At 57.3% G+C, this 17,529-nt stretch carries 13 protein-coding genes; 4 read left to right on the top strand and 9 right to left on the bottom strand.

Annotation, left to right across the window (positions count from 1 at the left end):
• Positions 1 to 65 precede the first annotated feature (65 nt).
• From AC1D2P_RS26435 to AC1D2P_RS26445, 3 genes are all read left to right on the top strand, one after another.
• Positions 66 to 470: an Imm50 family immunity protein gene (locus AC1D2P_RS26435; RefSeq protein WP_477757451.1), complete on the top strand. Its 405-nt coding sequence runs from the start codon at positions 66 to 68 to the stop codon at positions 468 to 470.
• 834 nt (positions 471 to 1,304) lie between these two features.
• Entirely contained in the window at positions 1,305 to 1,610 is a 306-nt protein-coding gene (locus AC1D2P_RS26440; RefSeq protein WP_223512864.1) for a hypothetical protein, read from the top strand.
• An 81-nt stretch (positions 1,611 to 1,691) separates the two neighbouring features.
• Positions 1,692 to 2,147 carry a CPCC family cysteine-rich protein gene (locus AC1D2P_RS26445; protein WP_477757450.1) on the top strand — a complete coding sequence of 152 codons (456 nt, stop codon included), beginning with the start codon at positions 1,692 to 1,694 and terminating at the stop codon, positions 2,145 to 2,147.
• A 165-nt stretch (positions 2,148 to 2,312) separates the two neighbouring features.
• Here AC1D2P_RS26445 and AC1D2P_RS26450 read toward each other — a convergent pair whose 3' ends face one another.
• The 5 genes from AC1D2P_RS26450 to AC1D2P_RS26470 all read right to left on the bottom strand — a co-directional run bounded on the left by AC1D2P_RS26450 (position 2,313) and on the right by AC1D2P_RS26470 (position 8,916).
• On the bottom strand, positions 2,313 to 3,266 hold the full coding sequence (locus AC1D2P_RS26450; protein WP_477757449.1) for a hypothetical protein: 954 nt from the start codon (positions 3,264 to 3,266) through the stop codon (positions 2,313 to 2,315).
• 642 nt (positions 3,267 to 3,908) lie between these two features.
• Positions 3,909 to 4,487 carry a hypothetical protein gene (locus AC1D2P_RS26455; protein WP_046027825.1) on the bottom strand — a complete coding sequence of 193 codons (579 nt, stop codon included), beginning with the start codon at positions 4,485 to 4,487 and terminating at the stop codon, positions 3,909 to 3,911.
• A 230-nt stretch (positions 4,488 to 4,717) separates the two neighbouring features.
• A complete protein-coding gene (locus tag AC1D2P_RS26460) occupies positions 4,718 to 5,785 on the bottom strand; it encodes a lipocalin-like domain-containing protein (protein WP_477757448.1) in 1,068 nt (355 codons plus the stop codon).
• Positions 5,775 to 8,246, bottom strand: a complete 2,472-nt coding sequence (locus tag AC1D2P_RS26465; RefSeq protein WP_477757447.1) for an ABC transporter permease — start codon at positions 8,244 to 8,246, stop codon at positions 5,775 to 5,777. Before AC1D2P_RS26465 ends, AC1D2P_RS26460 begins: the two co-directional genes overlap by 11 nt.
• A gap of 1 nt (position 8,247) precedes the next feature.
• The gene (locus AC1D2P_RS26470; protein WP_223524485.1) at positions 8,248 to 8,916 is read right to left on the bottom strand and encodes an ABC transporter ATP-binding protein; all 669 of its coding nucleotides are present in this window, start codon (positions 8,914 to 8,916) and stop codon (positions 8,248 to 8,250) included.
• Positions 8,917 to 9,054: 138 nt separating this feature from the next.
• Between AC1D2P_RS26470 and AC1D2P_RS26475 the strand changes: the two genes are divergently transcribed.
• Entirely contained in the window at positions 9,055 to 11,028 is a 1,974-nt protein-coding gene (locus AC1D2P_RS26475) for an alkyl/aryl-sulfatase (RefSeq protein WP_477757446.1), read from the top strand.
• 119 nt (positions 11,029 to 11,147) lie between these two features.
• Here the strand turns inward: AC1D2P_RS26475 and AC1D2P_RS26480 are convergent, their stop codons facing one another.
• The 4 genes from AC1D2P_RS26480 to AC1D2P_RS26495 form a co-directional block, all read right to left on the bottom strand.
• Positions 11,148 to 12,533, bottom strand: coding sequence for a DUF1254 domain-containing protein (locus AC1D2P_RS26480; protein ID WP_477811673.1), 1,386 nt, complete (start codon positions 12,531 to 12,533; stop codon positions 11,148 to 11,150).
• Positions 12,530 to 13,879 (bottom strand): DUF1254 domain-containing protein, encoded by a 1,350-nt coding sequence (locus AC1D2P_RS26485; protein ID WP_477757444.1) that lies wholly within the window; start codon positions 13,877 to 13,879, stop codon positions 12,530 to 12,532. Before AC1D2P_RS26485 ends, AC1D2P_RS26480 begins: the two co-directional genes overlap by 4 nt.
• 153 nt (positions 13,880 to 14,032) lie before the next feature.
• Positions 14,033 to 15,370: a DUF1329 domain-containing protein gene (locus tag AC1D2P_RS26490; protein ID WP_477757443.1), complete on the bottom strand. Its 1,338-nt coding sequence runs from the start codon at positions 15,368 to 15,370 to the stop codon at positions 14,033 to 14,035.
• Positions 15,371 to 15,381: 11 nt separating this feature from the next.
• A complete protein-coding gene (locus AC1D2P_RS26495) occupies positions 15,382 to 17,208 on the bottom strand; it encodes a DUF1302 domain-containing protein (RefSeq protein ID WP_477757442.1) in 1,827 nt (608 codons plus the stop codon).
• Positions 17,209 to 17,529: the final 321 nt, after the last annotated feature.

Genomic DNA, 17,529 nt, shown 5'->3' on the forward strand with positions numbered 1-17,529 from the left:
ATTGAAAACACCAGAACGGGTAAAATCCCAAGTGCAAAAGATCACTTCTACTTCAAGGAGTAATTATGAAATTCTGGAATGATATTGACGGCAGCACTTTTTTTAACCAGATTTTCACGACACCCATAGCGATCGGCACCATTGACCTTTTCGCTTTAAATATTGATAACAGCAGACCAACGATAATAATGGAGTTTGATATAGAGGAACTCCCTGACGCACATCCAGCAAAATGGAAAAAGAATCACTTCAATACGTGTCGAATTGGATTAAATTGTGGCGACATCAAAAACGTTCTGATAAAAAATATACCTACAACAGATAAATTAAACATAACAATTACAAAAAAAGAAACCATATTTACAATCCAAGCATCAAACAAAAACTCAATGATTGAGTTCACAACAGAATCTCCTTTACTTTGCGGCCCCTCGGTGTACCTGAACAACAAGGACTCCGACGCTATTTAGGCGCAAAAAAAAAGACAAAAAATGGACAAAAAAAAGGGACGGATTTATTTTCACGCAAGAAAATAAATCCGTCCCCTTTTCGCACCCGCTTCCAGCCAAAAGGAAGTATCTGGATTTACAAAGGATTGTACCCAGCAACAAAAAATTGCCCAATGGAAAGCAGGCAGGCAGAACGCAGAGCGAATACAATGAAGTAACGCACTTTAATAAGGGGACATGAAATGAAAACAATCTCCGTCCCATTGAGCTCTGAAGCAATGAAACGCTTAGATCTAGATGAGTGTTTGCTTGCTGATCTTGAGAAACTTCAATTACCAGAAGAGCACTACGCAAAATTATTGCAATCTGGAGTACTTTAAAAAATAAACTCATCACTAGGAAAATTTATAGATGAGTACGAAGACGAAAGTATTCAAGGCAACATCGAACTAACCACATCTCTAAATATTTTAACAAGCGCTTACGAACACACCAAACTTTAGATATTAGAAAAATTATAACCCTGAACAAGCTAGCACTGAAAAGCAAAACTGGGCTGTTTTTTTATTTCTAAGTCAAACAAAAGAAAGGATAGATTGATTTTCCATAAAGAAAAATCAATCTATCCCTTTTCACGCTTGGAACACTGAAGCACTTGAGCGTCACGCGTTCAAGGATAGTCAGGACGTCAAAGATGGAAAGCCGTGAAAAGTCATTGACTAGGGGAAACCATTGGCCACTAACGACGGTAACGAAACGCGATTCATGAGGGTTGAGCTAGGTGCGAACACTATTCATGGCCATCCTATTTCCGAAGATGCATTTAAAAAACTCACAAAAATGAAGAAAAATTAAATGAACACGAAAAAAATAATTGAACTTGGCGGAAGAATCACATTTGATGACATATCCCACCTAAATCAAGATATTGATATATCAATAATTATTGATGATTTAAAGGAGGATCTATTCCAAGCTGTTTTCCCCCATGATCAACTCATTGATATCGGCTGGTATCCGGAGTTCTGCGAAGATGGCACTTTCAAAGTCTCACTAATTAAATCCCATGATTGGGAGCAACCAATTTTCAGCGAAAAAGCAAAAAACTGGAAAGAACTACAACAGGTAATATCCAATGCTCTAATCAAAATAGAAATATAAAAACAACCAAGAAAGACAAAGAAAGGAAACAGACATATTTTTATACGAATTCAGCAATTGATTTAGCAAAAGTACTTTAACATGCAAAAAACCTCTCGATCCGATGCAGTTTACAAGCTGAGCCAAAAAGCTTTAGCTGCTCTCAACAATGATGCGCGTGAATCACTGCTACTGAATTGGTGGGGGATTGATGACAGCGACGAAGTGTTCTCCTTGCTTTCAAAAGAAATGCAACATCTACTTATCTCAAACGACGAACCGCCAAGTGACGTACAGAATCCTCTATATGACGAATTGTTATTGATTGCTTTGCGCTCAGAATACAAGGGCGTGACAAATTTGTATTTATCTAGCCACATGAAAAAAATGGGATTCGGCGAGCATGAAGTATTGGGGCTCATCGAACCAATGGAAGCTTGTCCTTGCTGCAGTTACCGCACATTATCGTCGAGAGCAAACTACGAAATTTGTGATCTGTGCAAATGGGAAGACAACGGAGTAATTGATCCTGACAATACAGCGACCGGAACCATATGACACTCGGAGAAGCGAAAGAGACACTCTCAAAAAATATGAACGTATTGCCTTTAGACAAATGGGCCATTTAAGAATCACAGCAAAGCAACAAATGTATTTCCACACGCCCAACAGAACAAAGCGGACGTATTTATTTACACGAAATAACTCATCCCCCTTTCCGCTCTAAACCGAAACCCACCGCCCCACCGCTACCGAACCCGGAATTTTAACCTCCAGACTTCCTAAAAACTGCTCATCAATCGAACGAAGCAAAACTTCCGGCCCCATCAACCCCAACTGAATTGCTTGAACCCCTGAACTGGCAAGCATTAAAGACTTAAACTCCGTTAACGGGCCTTTAACCACCTTGGTCTTAGTTAAATCCTTCTCATGCAACAAATCCGCAGATGCAAAAAACTCAGCCGTATCGAGTCCCAGGGCGGACAACTGGCCGGAGTCCTCCAAATCAATTTCCGCATAATGTGTCGCCTGGGCTAAAAATTTTCGCCCGGAAACCTTCCCGTCGATGGCTAACAAAAAGAACGTGAAGGCTGTATTACCCAAGCGGTTCCAGTCGTCTTCATTTGTGTTGCTGGCCTGAGTCCGATGAAGTGTTTTCACCCCTTTGTTAACCAACTCAAAATTCGGTTCAATCGCGTTAAATCTAGGCGGCCCATCGACTGAGGTGGTGTAGTGCCGGAGGGTAAACTTTTTATTCGATGCTTTATCCATTTGTTTTTGATTGGCTTTTTTATCAGAAAAAACCAGCGAGTCGTTTGTTACATCCTTCATGATGGTAAAGGGCAAAACTCTATCTGTTGCATCGTAGCCGGTCTTGTATTTGTCAAAGACCTCTTGAGCAGGAACAGATTTTCTAGCGATTGAAGGGGTCGGTGTCGACTTTTTAAGCGTACAAGCACCCGTGTGATTGGTCTTGCACTGGGGGCAGAGTTTAGGGATTTGAAAGGGAGCTGCTTTTGACGCCGCAGGTTTGGTCGCTGCGATCACCACGCCAGTGGGCATGGTGAAGGGAGGTGATGATGCAGAGGTTGCCCCTTGACCGAGTATTGGGCCTCGCGTTGATTTTTGATGACCGGAAGGATTGTTGGGGGACGCCGGTCGCAAAACGTTAGGCATTGGACTGTTCGATGGCGGATCAGTAGGCATAAATAAACTTACCCCAGACGTTGAGTGGTTATGAACCACGTTACATTTTGAGGCTTTGGTTATAGCAAAGAGGCACACTACAAAAATGTAGGAAATTTCCGAAGGAAATGAGGCCGGGCATATGCAGGCGGGAGCACCGCGTACGGGAATCTGATGGTCATTTGAACCGTGCGCTGGCCCCTTTGACCCATTGGCTCGATACATGCCCGACATCGGCATCAATGCGCCCTCGACGCATTGCACGACACGACGACACCGCAAAGTGACTGCAAAAAAAAACGGGCGATCCAGTGATCGCCCGTTTTTTATGTATTCATTGTCAGCACGTCGCATACGCGCTGCCAAAAAGTGTTCGCCCAGTGCAACAGCCTCGGCATTCCATGCACTGGTAAAGAGCCATGACACTGGACGAACGGGGGAAGTTTAATAGAAGCAGGTGAAGATGTCCGCCTCGCGAACATGAAATTTATAAACACAATGTTTAACAACATGTCGGATGAAATACTATTCAGACGAATGAATAAAACTCACCAACCCGTTCATTAAAACTGATTGTTCTTGTACAAAAAGTTATACAAGAACAATCATTTTTTATAGAGCCAACACTCAATTTTAGTGTGCGCTGGTCACTTTCAGAAGGTCTGTGTAGGTGACAACAACGGTTTGCCCTACTTTCAGGTCCTTGAGTTTCGCTTGAACTTTCGGCTCTACCACTTCAACCGTTTTGGACTGGCCAGCCGGGTTTTCGAAGGTCAATTCATGTTTTGCCAAATCGATTTTGGTGATTTTCAGCTGAACTTGAACCTGACGGTAAGCTTCGCCGGCAGGCATGGAACCGCCCGGTGCCGCTCGGACTTCGCCCGTGCGCTCGGTGGAGCCTGGCAGGCCCTTGTCGACGTCGGTGTCGAGGTATGCCGCGACGGAGCGGGCAACTTCGACTGTGACCTTATCGCCAGCTTTGAGGTTGGCAAGGTTTTTCGCCTTGTCGGTCAGTTGCAGCGTCGTCTCGTTACCTTCTGGCCCTTTAAGGGTGACTTGATGGCTTTTGGCGTCGACCGAGACAACATCAGCGGTGATCGTTGCCGCTTCCACCACGTTAGACAGCGGAATGTCCGCCGCCATGGCGCCAAGGCTGACGGCAGACAGCAAGGTAGCAAGGGTGATGGCTTTGGTCAGTGCGTGGAGTTTCATAGGCGATACATTCCTTGGTAATAAATGACAACAGACCGCTCTGGCTCAGGCGCCGACGCGATCCGTGCCCATGAGCATAGACGCAGTTCAAGGAGTGTTCGAAGTTTCTTCTGCGAGGTATTCACCACCGTCGGTGCTATTGGCGCTTTCCTTGCGCCAGGTCAAGGGAGTGGCACGCAGCGCGTCGTGAACATGCTCGACTTAGCCCGCGATCTACCGAAAGCTGCGACTCAATACCCGGTCATTTCCAGATAGCCTTGCCCCGCGTGGCTGCCACTCAGTTGCACCGGCCCTTCCCAATAGGGAATGCGCAAATCCATCCAGGCGTCGGGATTGAGGGCCGTTAGGGTGATATCGAGGTGTTTACCGGGGATTTTGATCGACCAGCGCACGGGCATCGAACGGCCGGCGACGTTGGCGGTGTCTTGCGGTGTGAGGCGGATGTCGTCGGCGTGCAATGGCTGCGTCTGCCCCTGAGCGTCGATCCAGGTGCCAGTGAGGTACGGCGCGCCTTCCTTGTTGCGCATGCGATAAAGCATCACCTGCTCACCGCTGTCCAGGTGCAGCGAGAACCAGTCCCAACCGGTCTGATTGGCGGTCAGCGGCTGGCTGCTCCATTCGCGGTCGAGCCAGGCCGGGCCGCTGACTTGATAGGTGTTGCCATCGATTTCCAGCGTGCCGCTGGCCTGGAAAAACGGTTGGCTGTAGTAGTACGACGCCTGGCCCTGTTCGGATTTCTGGCTGAAGCCTTTGTCGCCCTGAAGCACCGGCGGACGGGTAGATGTCAGGCGAAGTTGGTAGGCGAAATCCTTGTCCCGGGCGCTGAGTTGAAGATCCGTTAAAGGATCGGAACGCTGACTATTGAAACGCCAGTCATCGATCCAGGCATCAAAGGGCGCCACCCTCACTCCCGCCTGCCCCACACCACCACGGGCATAGCGTTCGGCAGCATGATGCACGGTCGCCGACGTTACGGCGGCATGCCCCAGCCAGATTGTCTGATTACCCCACCCCGCCACCTCGGGCATTGCTTTCAAGGCGCTGCGAAACAGTGTCCATTGCACGCCAAACTCGCGGCCCTGCTCGTCCCTGAGATTGGCGGTGACGTACCACCACTCGATGCGAAAGCCGTCATGTGGCCCATGATCTGCCGGGAAGTTGAACACCCGACCGGGCACCACCGGGGTAAAAGCCGCCGCCTCGCCGCCCATACCCGCGAAGCCTTTTTCATCCGGCGCCGGGTGATCGCAGCCGCTCAACAGAAGCATCAGCAACACCACGCCGAGGTTAATCCTCATGAGCAAACGTCCTCAGCAGGTCCGCCGGTTGCGTGCGGTACAGCGAGTACAGCGGCCACGCCGACGCCAGTAATGTTGCGATCAAGGCCAGCCCCATCAACTGCATCAGTTGCAACGGAAAAACCCGCAACGGCAGACGCCAACCGAACGCCTGGACGTTGATCACCGCGTCCAGGCACCACGCCAGCGCGATCCCCAGCGGTAACGCCAGCACCAGCGTCAACAGCGCCAGCAACCAGGTTTGCCCGAGGTTGAGCAGCATCAATTGCCGACGCGTCACGCCCAGCGCCCACAACGGCGCCAGTTGCCCGAGGCGGCTTTGGCTTTGGGTCAGCAGGCTGATAAACAGTGCCACGCCCGCCACGCAGAGGGTCAGGCTGTTGAGTGCGGCGGTGGCGGCGAAGGTGCGTTCGAACACTTGCGTCGACCAGCCCTTGAGCCGCGCCTGGTCGACGATACGGCTGTCGTCCAGCGCGAACTGTGCCTGTAACGCGGTGATGAACGGGGGGATCGATTCCGGCTCGATACGCAGATTAAAGCGGTTGGGGGCTTGCTGTGGCCAGCCCCGCAGCAGATGGCTGACATTGACCAGCAGATGGCCCTTGGGATTGCCGTAATCGGCGTAGATTCCGACGATGCGCGGCGACCACGAACCGTTCGGCGTGGGAATCGTCAGGTGATCGCCGAGCCGCACCTTCAGGCGTCGGGCCAGTTGTTCGCTGAGCATCAGCGTGTCGTCCCTGGCCAGTTGCTCCCATGGGTTATCGCCCAAGGCCTCCAGCAACGGCCAGTGCTGGCGATAGGTCGGGTGGTCGATCACGCCAAAAATATCCGCCGGCCAGCCTTGCAACTGGATCGAAACTTGCCAGCTAGGCAGTACCGCCGAGACGTGCGGTTGCTGTTTGAGCCACGTGTGCAGTTCGCGAGACTGCGCCGGGTTTTGCGGATTGATGTACAACTCGGCCGTCAGGCGTTGTTCGAGCCAGTTGCTGAAGGTCTGGCGAAAACCGGCGGTCATGCTGCCGGCGCCGATATTCGCCGCGAGTGCCAACAGCAGCGCCATCAACGCCAGACTCAGGGCCGGTAATTGCTGCCGGCAATCGGCGATAAACCATTGGCCAAGCACTGAATGACTGCGCGGCAATACCAGGTTGAGCGCGGCATTGAGCACCACCGGCAGCGCCAGCGCGGCGCCGAGCAACAGCGCCGCCATCAGTACAAAGCCACTGGCCAGGCTGTCGCCCCAGATCAAGGCGCTGAGCGCAATCACGGCCGCCATCGCTGCCACCCAGCCCTGGCGCCGCAACCAACGCGCATGAGCCTGATGCCAGGCTTGAGGATCGGCCAGCGCCAGCAGTGGCAAACGCGCCGCTCGCAGCAGACTGTTCGCGCCGGCCAGCAACGCACCGAGCACACTCAGGCCGACTCCGCTGAGCCACCACCACGGGCTGAGGCTCAACTGCCCCGCCACTTCGGCGCCGTACAAACCGCGCAGGCTGGCGGCGACGTCCGGTAACAGCACACTGGCCAACAGGTAGCCGCTGACCACACCGGCGAGGCCGCCGATCAGCGCCAGAGCGCCGAGCTCAACCACCAGGCACGCGATGAGCATTCGGGCACTGACGCCACAGGCACGCAAGGTCCTGAGCAGTCCCCGGCGTTGTTCCAGCGCCAGGCCGATGGCCGCGTGAACAATGAACAAACCGACCACGAATGACAGAAACCCCAGCGCATCAAGGTTCAGGTGAAAGCTTTCGGTCAAGCGCGCGAGATTGTTCTCCTCGCCACGGGTCTTGAGCTGGAGTTGGCCCTTGAATGCGTCAGGTATCGAGGCGCTGAACCCCTTGGGCAACAACAGTCGTGACAGTTGATCCGGCAGGCCCAGAATCTGCTGAGCGAAGCCAATATCGACCAGCAAAACACCGGGCGCCATGTCGGTTTCAACGCGCAGCGGCGGCAATGCCATGCCATTCGCACTTATCGGCCGTTCGCCTTCGTGCAGCCCCAAGGCCTGCAAGGTCTGCGGTGAAATCCAGGTACTGCCCGGCGCACTGAAAAACTCGACAATCTGCTCAATCGGTAACGCTTGCCCCGCCACCGATGACCCGGGGGGCAGCGACACCGGCTCGATGCCCATCAGTTGCAGGCGCTGGTCTTCATGGCCCTTGAGCGTCACTCGGCCTTGCAGCACCGGCGACACCGGCCAGCCTGAACGGCGCAGTTCGACAAACAGCCCTTGAGAAAACGTTCCACTATCGGGCCCGCTGAGGCTGGCCTGTGGTTCGCCGCCGATTAACTGACTGGCTCGGGCATAGCTTTCCCGCGCCTGGCTGTTCAATGCCTGTACGCCCGTGAGCAAACCGGTGGCGAGCCAGAGCCCGGTCAGCACGCTGAAAAATTGCACCGGATGCTGCCGCCAATGGCTGAGCAGTGCCCGTAGCGTCTCGCGAAAAACCCGCACCTCAGCGTTCGTCCGTGCCAGCCAGACGACCACCGTGCAACACCACCTTTTCCGCGAGCCGCGCAGCCACCCGTGGGCTGTGCGTGACCATTAACAACGTGGTGGGTGTGTCGTCGAGCAATTCCAGCAGCAACTTCAGCACCTCGTCACTGGTGGCTTCATCGAGGCTGCCAGTGGGTTCGTCGGCCAGCAGCAATGCGGGTTTCGACGCCAACGCGCGCCCCAGGGCGACACGCTGCTGTTGCCCGCCGGACAGTTGCTCGGGATAGCGGCGCAACAAATCGTTCAAGCCCAAGCGCTGCACCAGATGCGCCTGCCAGCGCGGGTCGTGCCGCCCCGCCAGCCGCGCCTGAAACGCCAGGTTGTCTTCGACGCGCAAGCTGCCGATCAGGTTGAACTGCTGGAACACCAGGCCGATTTCAGTGCGCCGCCAGTTGGCCAGTTGGCCTTCACTCATCTGCTCCAGACGATGTTCACCGCTGCGGATGCTGCCCTGATCGACCTTGTCCAGGCCGGCAATCAAGTGCAGCAAGGTGCTTTTGCCGCTGCCCGATTCACCCATCAGCGCCAGGCTGCCGCCGGGTTTGAGGGTCAGGTCGACGCCTTGCAACACCGGCAACGGACCTTGTGGGGTGGCGTAGCTTTTGTAGACGCCTTGGACCTGAAGCATGGGCAAACCTGTTTGATCAACGTGAAGCAAGGATAGCGGCCCTGCATGTTTTTTGTCCGGTGCCGATTGCTGCCCTTCCCGCCTGCCCACTTACCCTCGGAGGCTGGTCTGACCATAACCATAAAAAACGGAGACACCATGCCTCGTTTCACTTTAAGCCCTCGTGGCCTGTTGGCCTGCCTGATTACTGCTTGCCTGGCGCAATCGGTGGCCGCCGCCGATGAACCGGTCGCCGCCAGCGCACAAACCGCGGCCAACAATGCGGCGGTCCTGCAACAACTGCCCTTTAGCGACCGCACCGATTACGAGTCGGTCAGCAAGGGCTTGATCGCACCTTTCAAGGGCCAGATCAAGGAGGCGGCCGGCAAGGTCATCTGGGATGTACAAGCCTATGACTTCCTGGCCAAGGACAAAAACCCGGACTCGATCAACCCCAGCCTCTGGCGCCTGGCGCAACTCAGTGCCCATGCCGGGCTGTTCGAAGTCAGCCCAAGGTTGTATCAGGTGCGCGGCCTCGACCTGGCCAACATGACCATCATCGAAGGTGACGACGGGCTGATCATCATCGACCCGCTGACCGTCACCGAAACCGCGAAAGCGGCGCTGGAGCTGTACTACCAGAACCGCCCACGCAAACCGGTGGTGGCAGTGATTTATAGCCACACCCACGTCGACCACTTCGGTGGTGTGCGCGGCGTGGTCGATGAGGCCGACGTCAAGGCAGGCAAGGTCAAGGTGTTCGCCCCCGTCGGGTTCATGGAACACGTCATGAGCGAAAACGTGTTCGCCGGCAACGCGATGAGCCGTCGTGCGCAGTATCAGTTCGGCAGCCTGTTGCCCCGTGGTGAGCGTGGTCAGGTCGACGCGGGCCTGGGCAAGAGCTCGCCGAGCGGCGGCACGGTCACCCTGATCCCGCCCACCGACTTGATCGAAAAAGAGCTGGAGACCCGCACCATCGCGGGCCTGGACGTGGAGTTCCAACTGACGCCGGGCACCGAAGCGCCGGCGGAAATGAACCTGTACCTGCCGCAACTGCGGGCCTTGTGCATGGCGGAAAACGCAACGCAGATGATGCACAACATCCTCACCCCGCGTGGCGCACAAGTGCGTGACGCCAAGGCCTGGGCGCAATACCTGGACAGCAGCCTGGCGCGCTACGGTGACAAGAGCGACGTGTTATTCGCCCAGCACAACTGGCCGACCTGGGGTGGCGAGCGGATCCGCACGTTCCTGGCCGATCAGCGTGACATGTATGCCTTCCTCAACGACCGCACCCTGCATCTGTTGAACCAGGGGCTGACACCGCTGGAAGTCGCCGACGCCATCAAGAAATTGCCGGGCACTCTGGACCAGAAGTGGTACACCCGGGGTTACTACGGCTCGCTGAGTTTCAACGTGCGGGCGGTGTATCAGCGCTACCTGGGTTTCTACGACGGTAATCCGGCCAATCTCAATCCATTGCCGCCGGTGGAAACCGCCAAACGCAGTGTCGAGGCCATGGGTGGCCAAGCGGCGGTGCTGGAGAAAATGCACGCGGCGATGGCCAAGGGTGATTACCGCTGGGCCGCGCAATTGGGCAACCAGTTGCTGTTCGCCGACCCGGAGAACCCGGACGCCCGCAAGGCTCAGGCCGAGACACTGGAACAGATGGGTTATCAAAGCGAAAACGCCACGTGGCGCAACATGTACCTGACCGGCGCCATGGAACTGCGCAACGGTGTACCAGCGCACGCCGGTAGCTCGGTGTCGGGGGACATGGTGCGAGCGATGAGCCCTGAAATGTTCTTCGATTTCCTGGCCATTCGCCTCGACAGCGACAAAGCCGTGGGCCACGACATGACCCTGAACTGGACGTTCGAAGACCAGAACAAGGACTTCACCCTGACCCTGCGCAATGGTGTACTGACCCACCGCGCCGGGCTCAACCCTCAGGCCGATGCCGGTGTGAGCATGAGCAAGGCAACACTGGAGCAGATCAGCCTCAAGCAACTGGACTTCCCGACGGCGATTCAGAAGGGGTTGATCAAGTTACAGGGGAACGGAAAGAAGATTGCGGAATTGATGGGTAGCCTGGATACCTTTACCCCGCAATTCAACATCGTCACGCCCTGATCACACAAAGATCGTTCCCACGCTCTGCGTGGGAATGCATCAAGGGACGCTCCGCGTCCCAACGGGCGTGACGCTGAGCGTCACGGGAGGCATTCCCACGCGGAGCGTGGGAACGATCATTAAGCCGGAACCACTTCAACCGCCGGCATCTTCCACCGCTGTTCAACCACTTGCTGTTGCGGCCCGTATAGCCGCAGCACCAGCGTAAACGCCCCGCTCGCCGGCGTCGGCAGCCAGTTGCTCTGGACTTGGGGTGCCGAAGGCTGYATCAGCAACGTCAACCCGCCGTCCGCATCCGCCAGCAACGAATCGCGGCTGCTCAGGCAGTAACGATCAATCGGGTTGGCGACCAATTGCCGGTCCGGCAAGTCATACAAGGTCAACGACCAGAACTCGCTGGCCGGCGGCAATTGCCCCGGCGCAAAACGCAGTCGATATTGACGCCCGCCCTGTAAGGGTTGCCCCTGATTGTCCTGACGACTGCCGGTGTAGAACGCCTCTTCGACACTGTTGCCGTAGATGCCGACGTGCGCCGCGACCGCGCGGTTGAGGTAATTGCCTTGCAGCGCTTCGCGGGTGCCAAACAGGCCCAGCGTAGTGCGCACCTGGCTCACCGCGGTTTGCAATTGCGCCTGGGCATCGGCGATTCCGGCGATTAACGCCTGACGGGTTTCCACCGATACCCCATCAACATCGAACGCCTGGCCCGGCACGATGCCGATGCGGGCGAAACGGGCACGTAATGCCCGCTCGGGCGGTTGAGTCGGGCACAGCGTGAGGAGCTGATTCAACACGGCAATGAACGAGGGCCCCAATCCGCTTTTACTGTCCCACGCCGGCCAGTCAATTGCGGGCGCCGCGATCGGTGCAGCGCTGGCGGTGTATTCATGCAGGGCACGCAAACGGTATTGCTGCTGCAACGCGCGCACGGCCGGCAAGTCTTCAGCGTTTTTCAGGCCGGTGCGTCCCAGCACCATGACGATCTCGGTCTCGCTGCGCAGCACGGCTTTGATTCCGGGTGGCGTCAGCCCTTGCCAGTCAGGCCCGGCGATCAGGTAATCCCCCGCCTCTCGACCGGTGCTGAGCACGCCGACGTAAGCAAAATTGTGTGTGTATTGGTCCACCAACTGGTGCACGTAGTAGCGGTCCTCGTCGACCGCCGGCACACTCAGCACCTGCGGTTCGCTGCGCAAATCGAGCCAGGCCCAGGAGTACGGCGTGTCGTTGTTCGGGGTGACAATTTCGCGGTTCTTCGGGGTGTACAACTCGCTGTAGTGACGGAAGCGATTGAAGCMGCCGACGTATTCCGGCGCGGCGGGATTGAGCAGCTGTTTTTCCAGGGTCTGGTAATGCATGAGCATCGGGTAGGCGTAGATCCACGCCTCCTGCGCGATGGCTCGAAGGTCATCGGATTCTGCGGCCAACAACCAGCGTGGAAACACCAGACTGCCGCCCAGCACACCCATGCTGCCCAGCATGCGGCGGCGACTGAACATCATATTCATGGCTCAACCCTCGCAATCGTCGGCAGCTGATAACTGCCATCCAGCGCACCGGCCTTGGGCAGGTACAAACGCAACAACACATTGAACGGCCCCTCGGGGGTCGGCAGCCAGTTGCCCTGCTGTGCGGCGGTCGGCGCATCGGGTTGCAGCATCAAGGTCAAGCCACCGTCGGCGTCATAGTGCAAATCAGGGCTGCGATCACCCAGGGCGTAACGCTGGATCGAATTGGCGGCGAGCAACTGGTTCTTGCCGTCGTAGAGGGTCAACGACCAGAAGGCATTCACGGGCGGCAATTGCCCGGCGGGGAAATGCAGGCGATAGGTTTTACGCCCATCCAGCGTCTGGCCCTGCGCATCGTGCAAGGCCATCGGGTAGACCGCTTCCACCGGATCATTGGCGTAGATATAGCGCCAGGCGACCGCCGCGCGGGTCAGGTCGTCATCCCCAAACTTGCCGACATTGGTTGGCGAACGAAACCAGCCTTGTTGCTCCACTGAGACCTGGCTCGACGCCAACCGGACGTGTTCGCGCCCAGCCTCGGCACCTTGGGCAATCGCTTCGCTCAGCGCTGCCGGTGGTTCGAACGCGGCACCCGGCTTCACGCCAATGGCCGCGAAGCGTTCAAGTTTCGAACGCTCGGTTGGCGTCCATTCATGCAGCGGCGCCAAGGTATTGAAGGTGGCGAACAATGCCTGGGCCGGGCCTTGCTTGGTGTCTTGATAGGCAGGCAATTGCAACGGAGCCAACGCTGCCGGCATTACCCCGCCGGTCACCTTCGATAACGGCGCCAAAACGTAGCCCTTCAGCACGTTCGCTGCGTCTTGCAGGTCCGCCTCACCCTTGACCTCGGTGCGCCCGAGCAGGAACACCAGGCGACTCGGCGAGCGAATCACACCCCTGAAACCGCTCGGTGTTTCACCGTGCCAATCCGGCCCGGCAATCAGGTAACGCCCGGCTGTGTTGCCGGTGGCGCGGGTGCCGATGTAATCGAGGTTGTCGGTGCGCATGTCGACCAGCTGGAAACTGTAGTAGCGCCCTTCCACGGCCGGAACGTCCAGCACCATGGGCTCGCCACGCAGGTCGAGCACAGCGCGTGAATAGAACGTGTCGTTGTTGGGCGACACCACTTTGTTGTCTTGCGGGCCGAGCAATCGCGGCTCGCTGTACAGCCGGTTGAATGGCAATCTGGCGGCGATGGCGCTGAGCACTTTGTCGTGCTCGACGGTGGCGTAGGCGAAGACGTAAGCCTCTTGCGCCAGCGCCTTGGCTTGCGGCTGATCGAGGGTTGTCGCATGAGCGCTGCCCAGGCTTGCGCCCAGGGCCAGAGCGGATATCCAGTAGCGCACGGTTGATCTCCTGGTGGATGCAAACACTGAAATCCTGTGGGAGCGGGCTTGCCCGCGATGGCGGAGTGTCAGTCAACATAGCTGCTGAATCTGAAGACCTCATCGTGGGCAAGCCCACCCCCACAAGGACTTGCGGTGTGTGTGAGATACGATTTACTTCGCCCAGCGCCGCAGGTCCGACGGGGTGTAGTCATCGGTCTTGGCCGAGAAGCCGACGCGCATCGGTTCAGTCTCTTCGTTGGCCAGACCACCGGCGTAGTAGCGCCCGGAAATCAGGTCATAGGACGTTTCCAGCACGTTGTAGGTAAAGCCGTGGTCGTACTGCTGAATCGCGTGCAGTTCGCCGCTGCGCCACAGTTCGCCGCGACTGTCGTACTGGTCCGACTGAGCGATCTGCCAGCTGTCTTCGTCGACATAGAATCGGCGTTTGGCATAAATGTGCCGGGCACTGGGCTTGAGCGTGGCTTCCACCACCCACACCCGGTGTTTCTCGTAACGCGCCAGGTCCTGGTTGACGTGGTTGGGCTTGATCACTTCGTCGTACTTGAGGCTGTGGCTGCCGATTTTGTAGCTGTTGTACGGGATGAACAGCTCTTGTTTGCCGATCAGCTTCCAGTCAAAACGATCCGGTGCACCGTTGTAGCCGTCGATATTGTCGGCGGTGATCAGGCCGTTGCTGTAACGGGCGCTGTTGTCATAGGCGATCATCGGCGCACGGCGAACCCGGCGTTGGCCCGGCAGGTATTGCCACGCGGAACGTGGCTCGGCCACCTGGTCGACCGGCTCGTGCACCAGCACCGCTTCGCCGGACAAACGCGCCGGTTCCAGCACGCGGCTCTTGAACATGAACAGGATGTTGGCGCCCGACTCCAACCCGCCGACGGTGTCGGCGAAGTTGATCAGCGACTGGTTGCGCACGTAACTGGTGGCGCCGTTTTCACGCACCAGCGCCGAGCTGCTGATGCGCTCGTAACTGCCGCCGCGATAACGGGTCATGTGGTTCCACATCACCTCAAGGCCTTCGGTAGGCAGCGGAAACGGAATGCCGTGCACATAGTCATGCAAGCCATTACCGCCATCGGCCATGCTGGTTTTGGCGACGTTGTCGCGGCTCTGCGCCAACACTTCCTTGGGCAGGTTGGCGCTGCGATGACTCGGGTAGATGTTCATTTTGTAGCTGTCGGGAAAACGCTTGAACATCGCGATCTGCCCCGGGCTGAGAAACTTCTGATACTGCGCGACGTTATTCGCGTCGATGGTGAACAACGGCTTCTCCGACGCATACGGATCGCTGTAGCCGCCCTTGCTGTCGACACTGCCGGCGTTGCTCGCCAGGCCGCCGGTCCAGGCCGGAATACTGCCGTCGGCATTGCCAGCCATTTCCGACCCCATGGGGGTCAGGGTTTTGCCCAGCGCGGCGGAATCAGTGCCTTTAGCCTGAGCCAGGCCGACGGTGCAGGCCAGCGCCAGCACGCACAATTGCATACGCATAACGGTTCTCCTTAGAAGTCTGCCTTGAAGCTGACGGATGCGAAATCGCGGTCGTCGAGGGTGCTGTAATCGTTGGAACCAAAGAAGGCGTTGTAGGCCAGTTCCACGCTGTAATCGTTCATGTAGACGCCGGTCAGGCTCACGCCCAACGCTTGCTGGCCTTCCTGGAACGGCCCTTGCGGATCGTAGGAATAACCGGAGATGTCTTGCCGCCAGTTGACCGCCGGAATCAGGTTGACGCCGGGCAGCACGTCGCTGTATTCGAGGCTGGCGCGCAGGCGATAACCCCACGACCACTCGGTGGCAAACCCTTTGTCGGTGCAGTACTGGTTGGTGACGCCCGAAGCCACGGTGTTGCACAGCGTGCCGTTGCGCGGCGCACTGCGGCCAAACGCAGAGTTGCGGCCCAGACGTTCGTCACCCAGGTCGTCGATGTGCACCACACCAGCCTCACCGAACAGGCTCAGGCGCGTAGCGCCCAGCACGTTGTCGATGGCCTGGGTGGCCGAGCCGGTCATCTGCCAGACGCCTTTGCGCACCCAACCGTCGTAGCGACTGCCATTGGTCGTGCTGAAGCCCGGTGGCAGGTCTACCCACGAACTGCCGCCTGGTCCGGAGATCACCGCAACGTTGATGTCCGGTGCGTTGATCGCCAGTGGCATGTTCGGCCGATAGCTCAATTCACCGGCCAGGGAAATACCGGTGTAGGGCTCGACGCCGTTGAGGCTGAGGCCGTACAGGTGAATGTTTTCCGGAAACGCCGCCGCATAACTCGGCGCCTGGACACCGCCGGGGAACGTCCCGGGCAGGCTGGTGTTCTTCGCGTTGAGGGTGAAATACGGCAGGCGCGAGTGATAGTTGATGTAGTAGATCGCCGCTTCGGCATCGTTCAGCGAATGGATGATGTTGCGCAAGGCGAAGCCGAACTGGCCGTTGTCGGACGGTGATTCATTACCTCGGGCTGTGGCGTACAACCCCGCGGCCTGCATTTGTTGATCGGTCTGCACCTGACTCAAATACAACGGCCCGCAACCAGGCTGGATGGCATCGCTGCTGGCGAAGAACGTGCCGCAACCGTCGAGTACGCTGGGTCGCCAGTTGTACTGGTAGAAACCTTCGAGGTTGAGGCTGTCCGTCAGGCCGAAGCTGAAGGAGACCATCTCCACCGGTAACTGGCCTTCCTTGATTTCCACACCGGGGCGGTTGAACGCCGAGATGTCCAGCGGGTTGATCACGTTGATGCCGTTCTGGATCAGCAACGCCTCGCCCCACGACAACACCTGGTTGCCAACCTTGACGTTCAACGGGTGGTCGGCCACCTGGAAATCTTTCCAGACGTAGGCGTCGAGCGTCTTGAAACCCTGGAACTTCGACAGGTCGTCCCAGCCCGAATCGTCGAAATCCTTGAAGCGGCCGTTACGGGTTTCGTAGGCGTGGTCGTACCAATACTTGAAGCGAACGAACGCCCCCTGGCCCTGGCCATCGAGACTGAAATCGGTGAGGCCCTTGAAGACCTGCGAGATGGGGTCGCCCTTCTCGAAGTTCAGCCGGTTGTCGTCGGCGCTGACGCTGGTGCCGTTGGCGCGCACGCCTTGGGCTTGCAGCGCGTTGGCGCGGGTCATCAGGCTTTTGTCGGGGTTTTGCGTCGACCAACTGCTGCCCAGGGTCAGGGTGGTTTTGGTCGACAGGCTCCAGTCCTCGTTGATCTCGTAACTGGTGGCCTGGGCCGGCCCGGTCAAGACAGCGAGGATCGCCAGCGCAAGCGGTTGCGGGCGGGTGTGGCCAAGCCTGTGAAGTCGCGGTCGGACTCCGGCTGTGGCCGAGCTTTTTCTTATCATTATTAGGCTCCGGTCAGATTTACTCAGCCCGGACACGGTGCCCAACAATCAGTGCCGACACGCAAGCGATGGCCGACAAAAAGTAATCATCACCGCCACTTCGACCTGTAGCAGCTAACGAGCAGCGCGAGGCTGCGTCCGGCTCTGTAGCAGCTGACGAGCTCCAGCGAGGCTGCGTCCGGCTCTGTAGCAGCTGTCGAGCTCCAGCGAGGCTGCGTCCGGCTCTGTAGCAGCTGTCGAGCTCCAGCGAGGCTGCGTCCGGCTCTGTAGCAGCTGTCGAGCTCCAGCGAGGCTGCGTCCGGCTGCGAAGCAGTCGTGAGA

The sequence above is a fragment of the Pseudomonas sp. P1_F1_2 genome, from assembly GCF_056405815.1.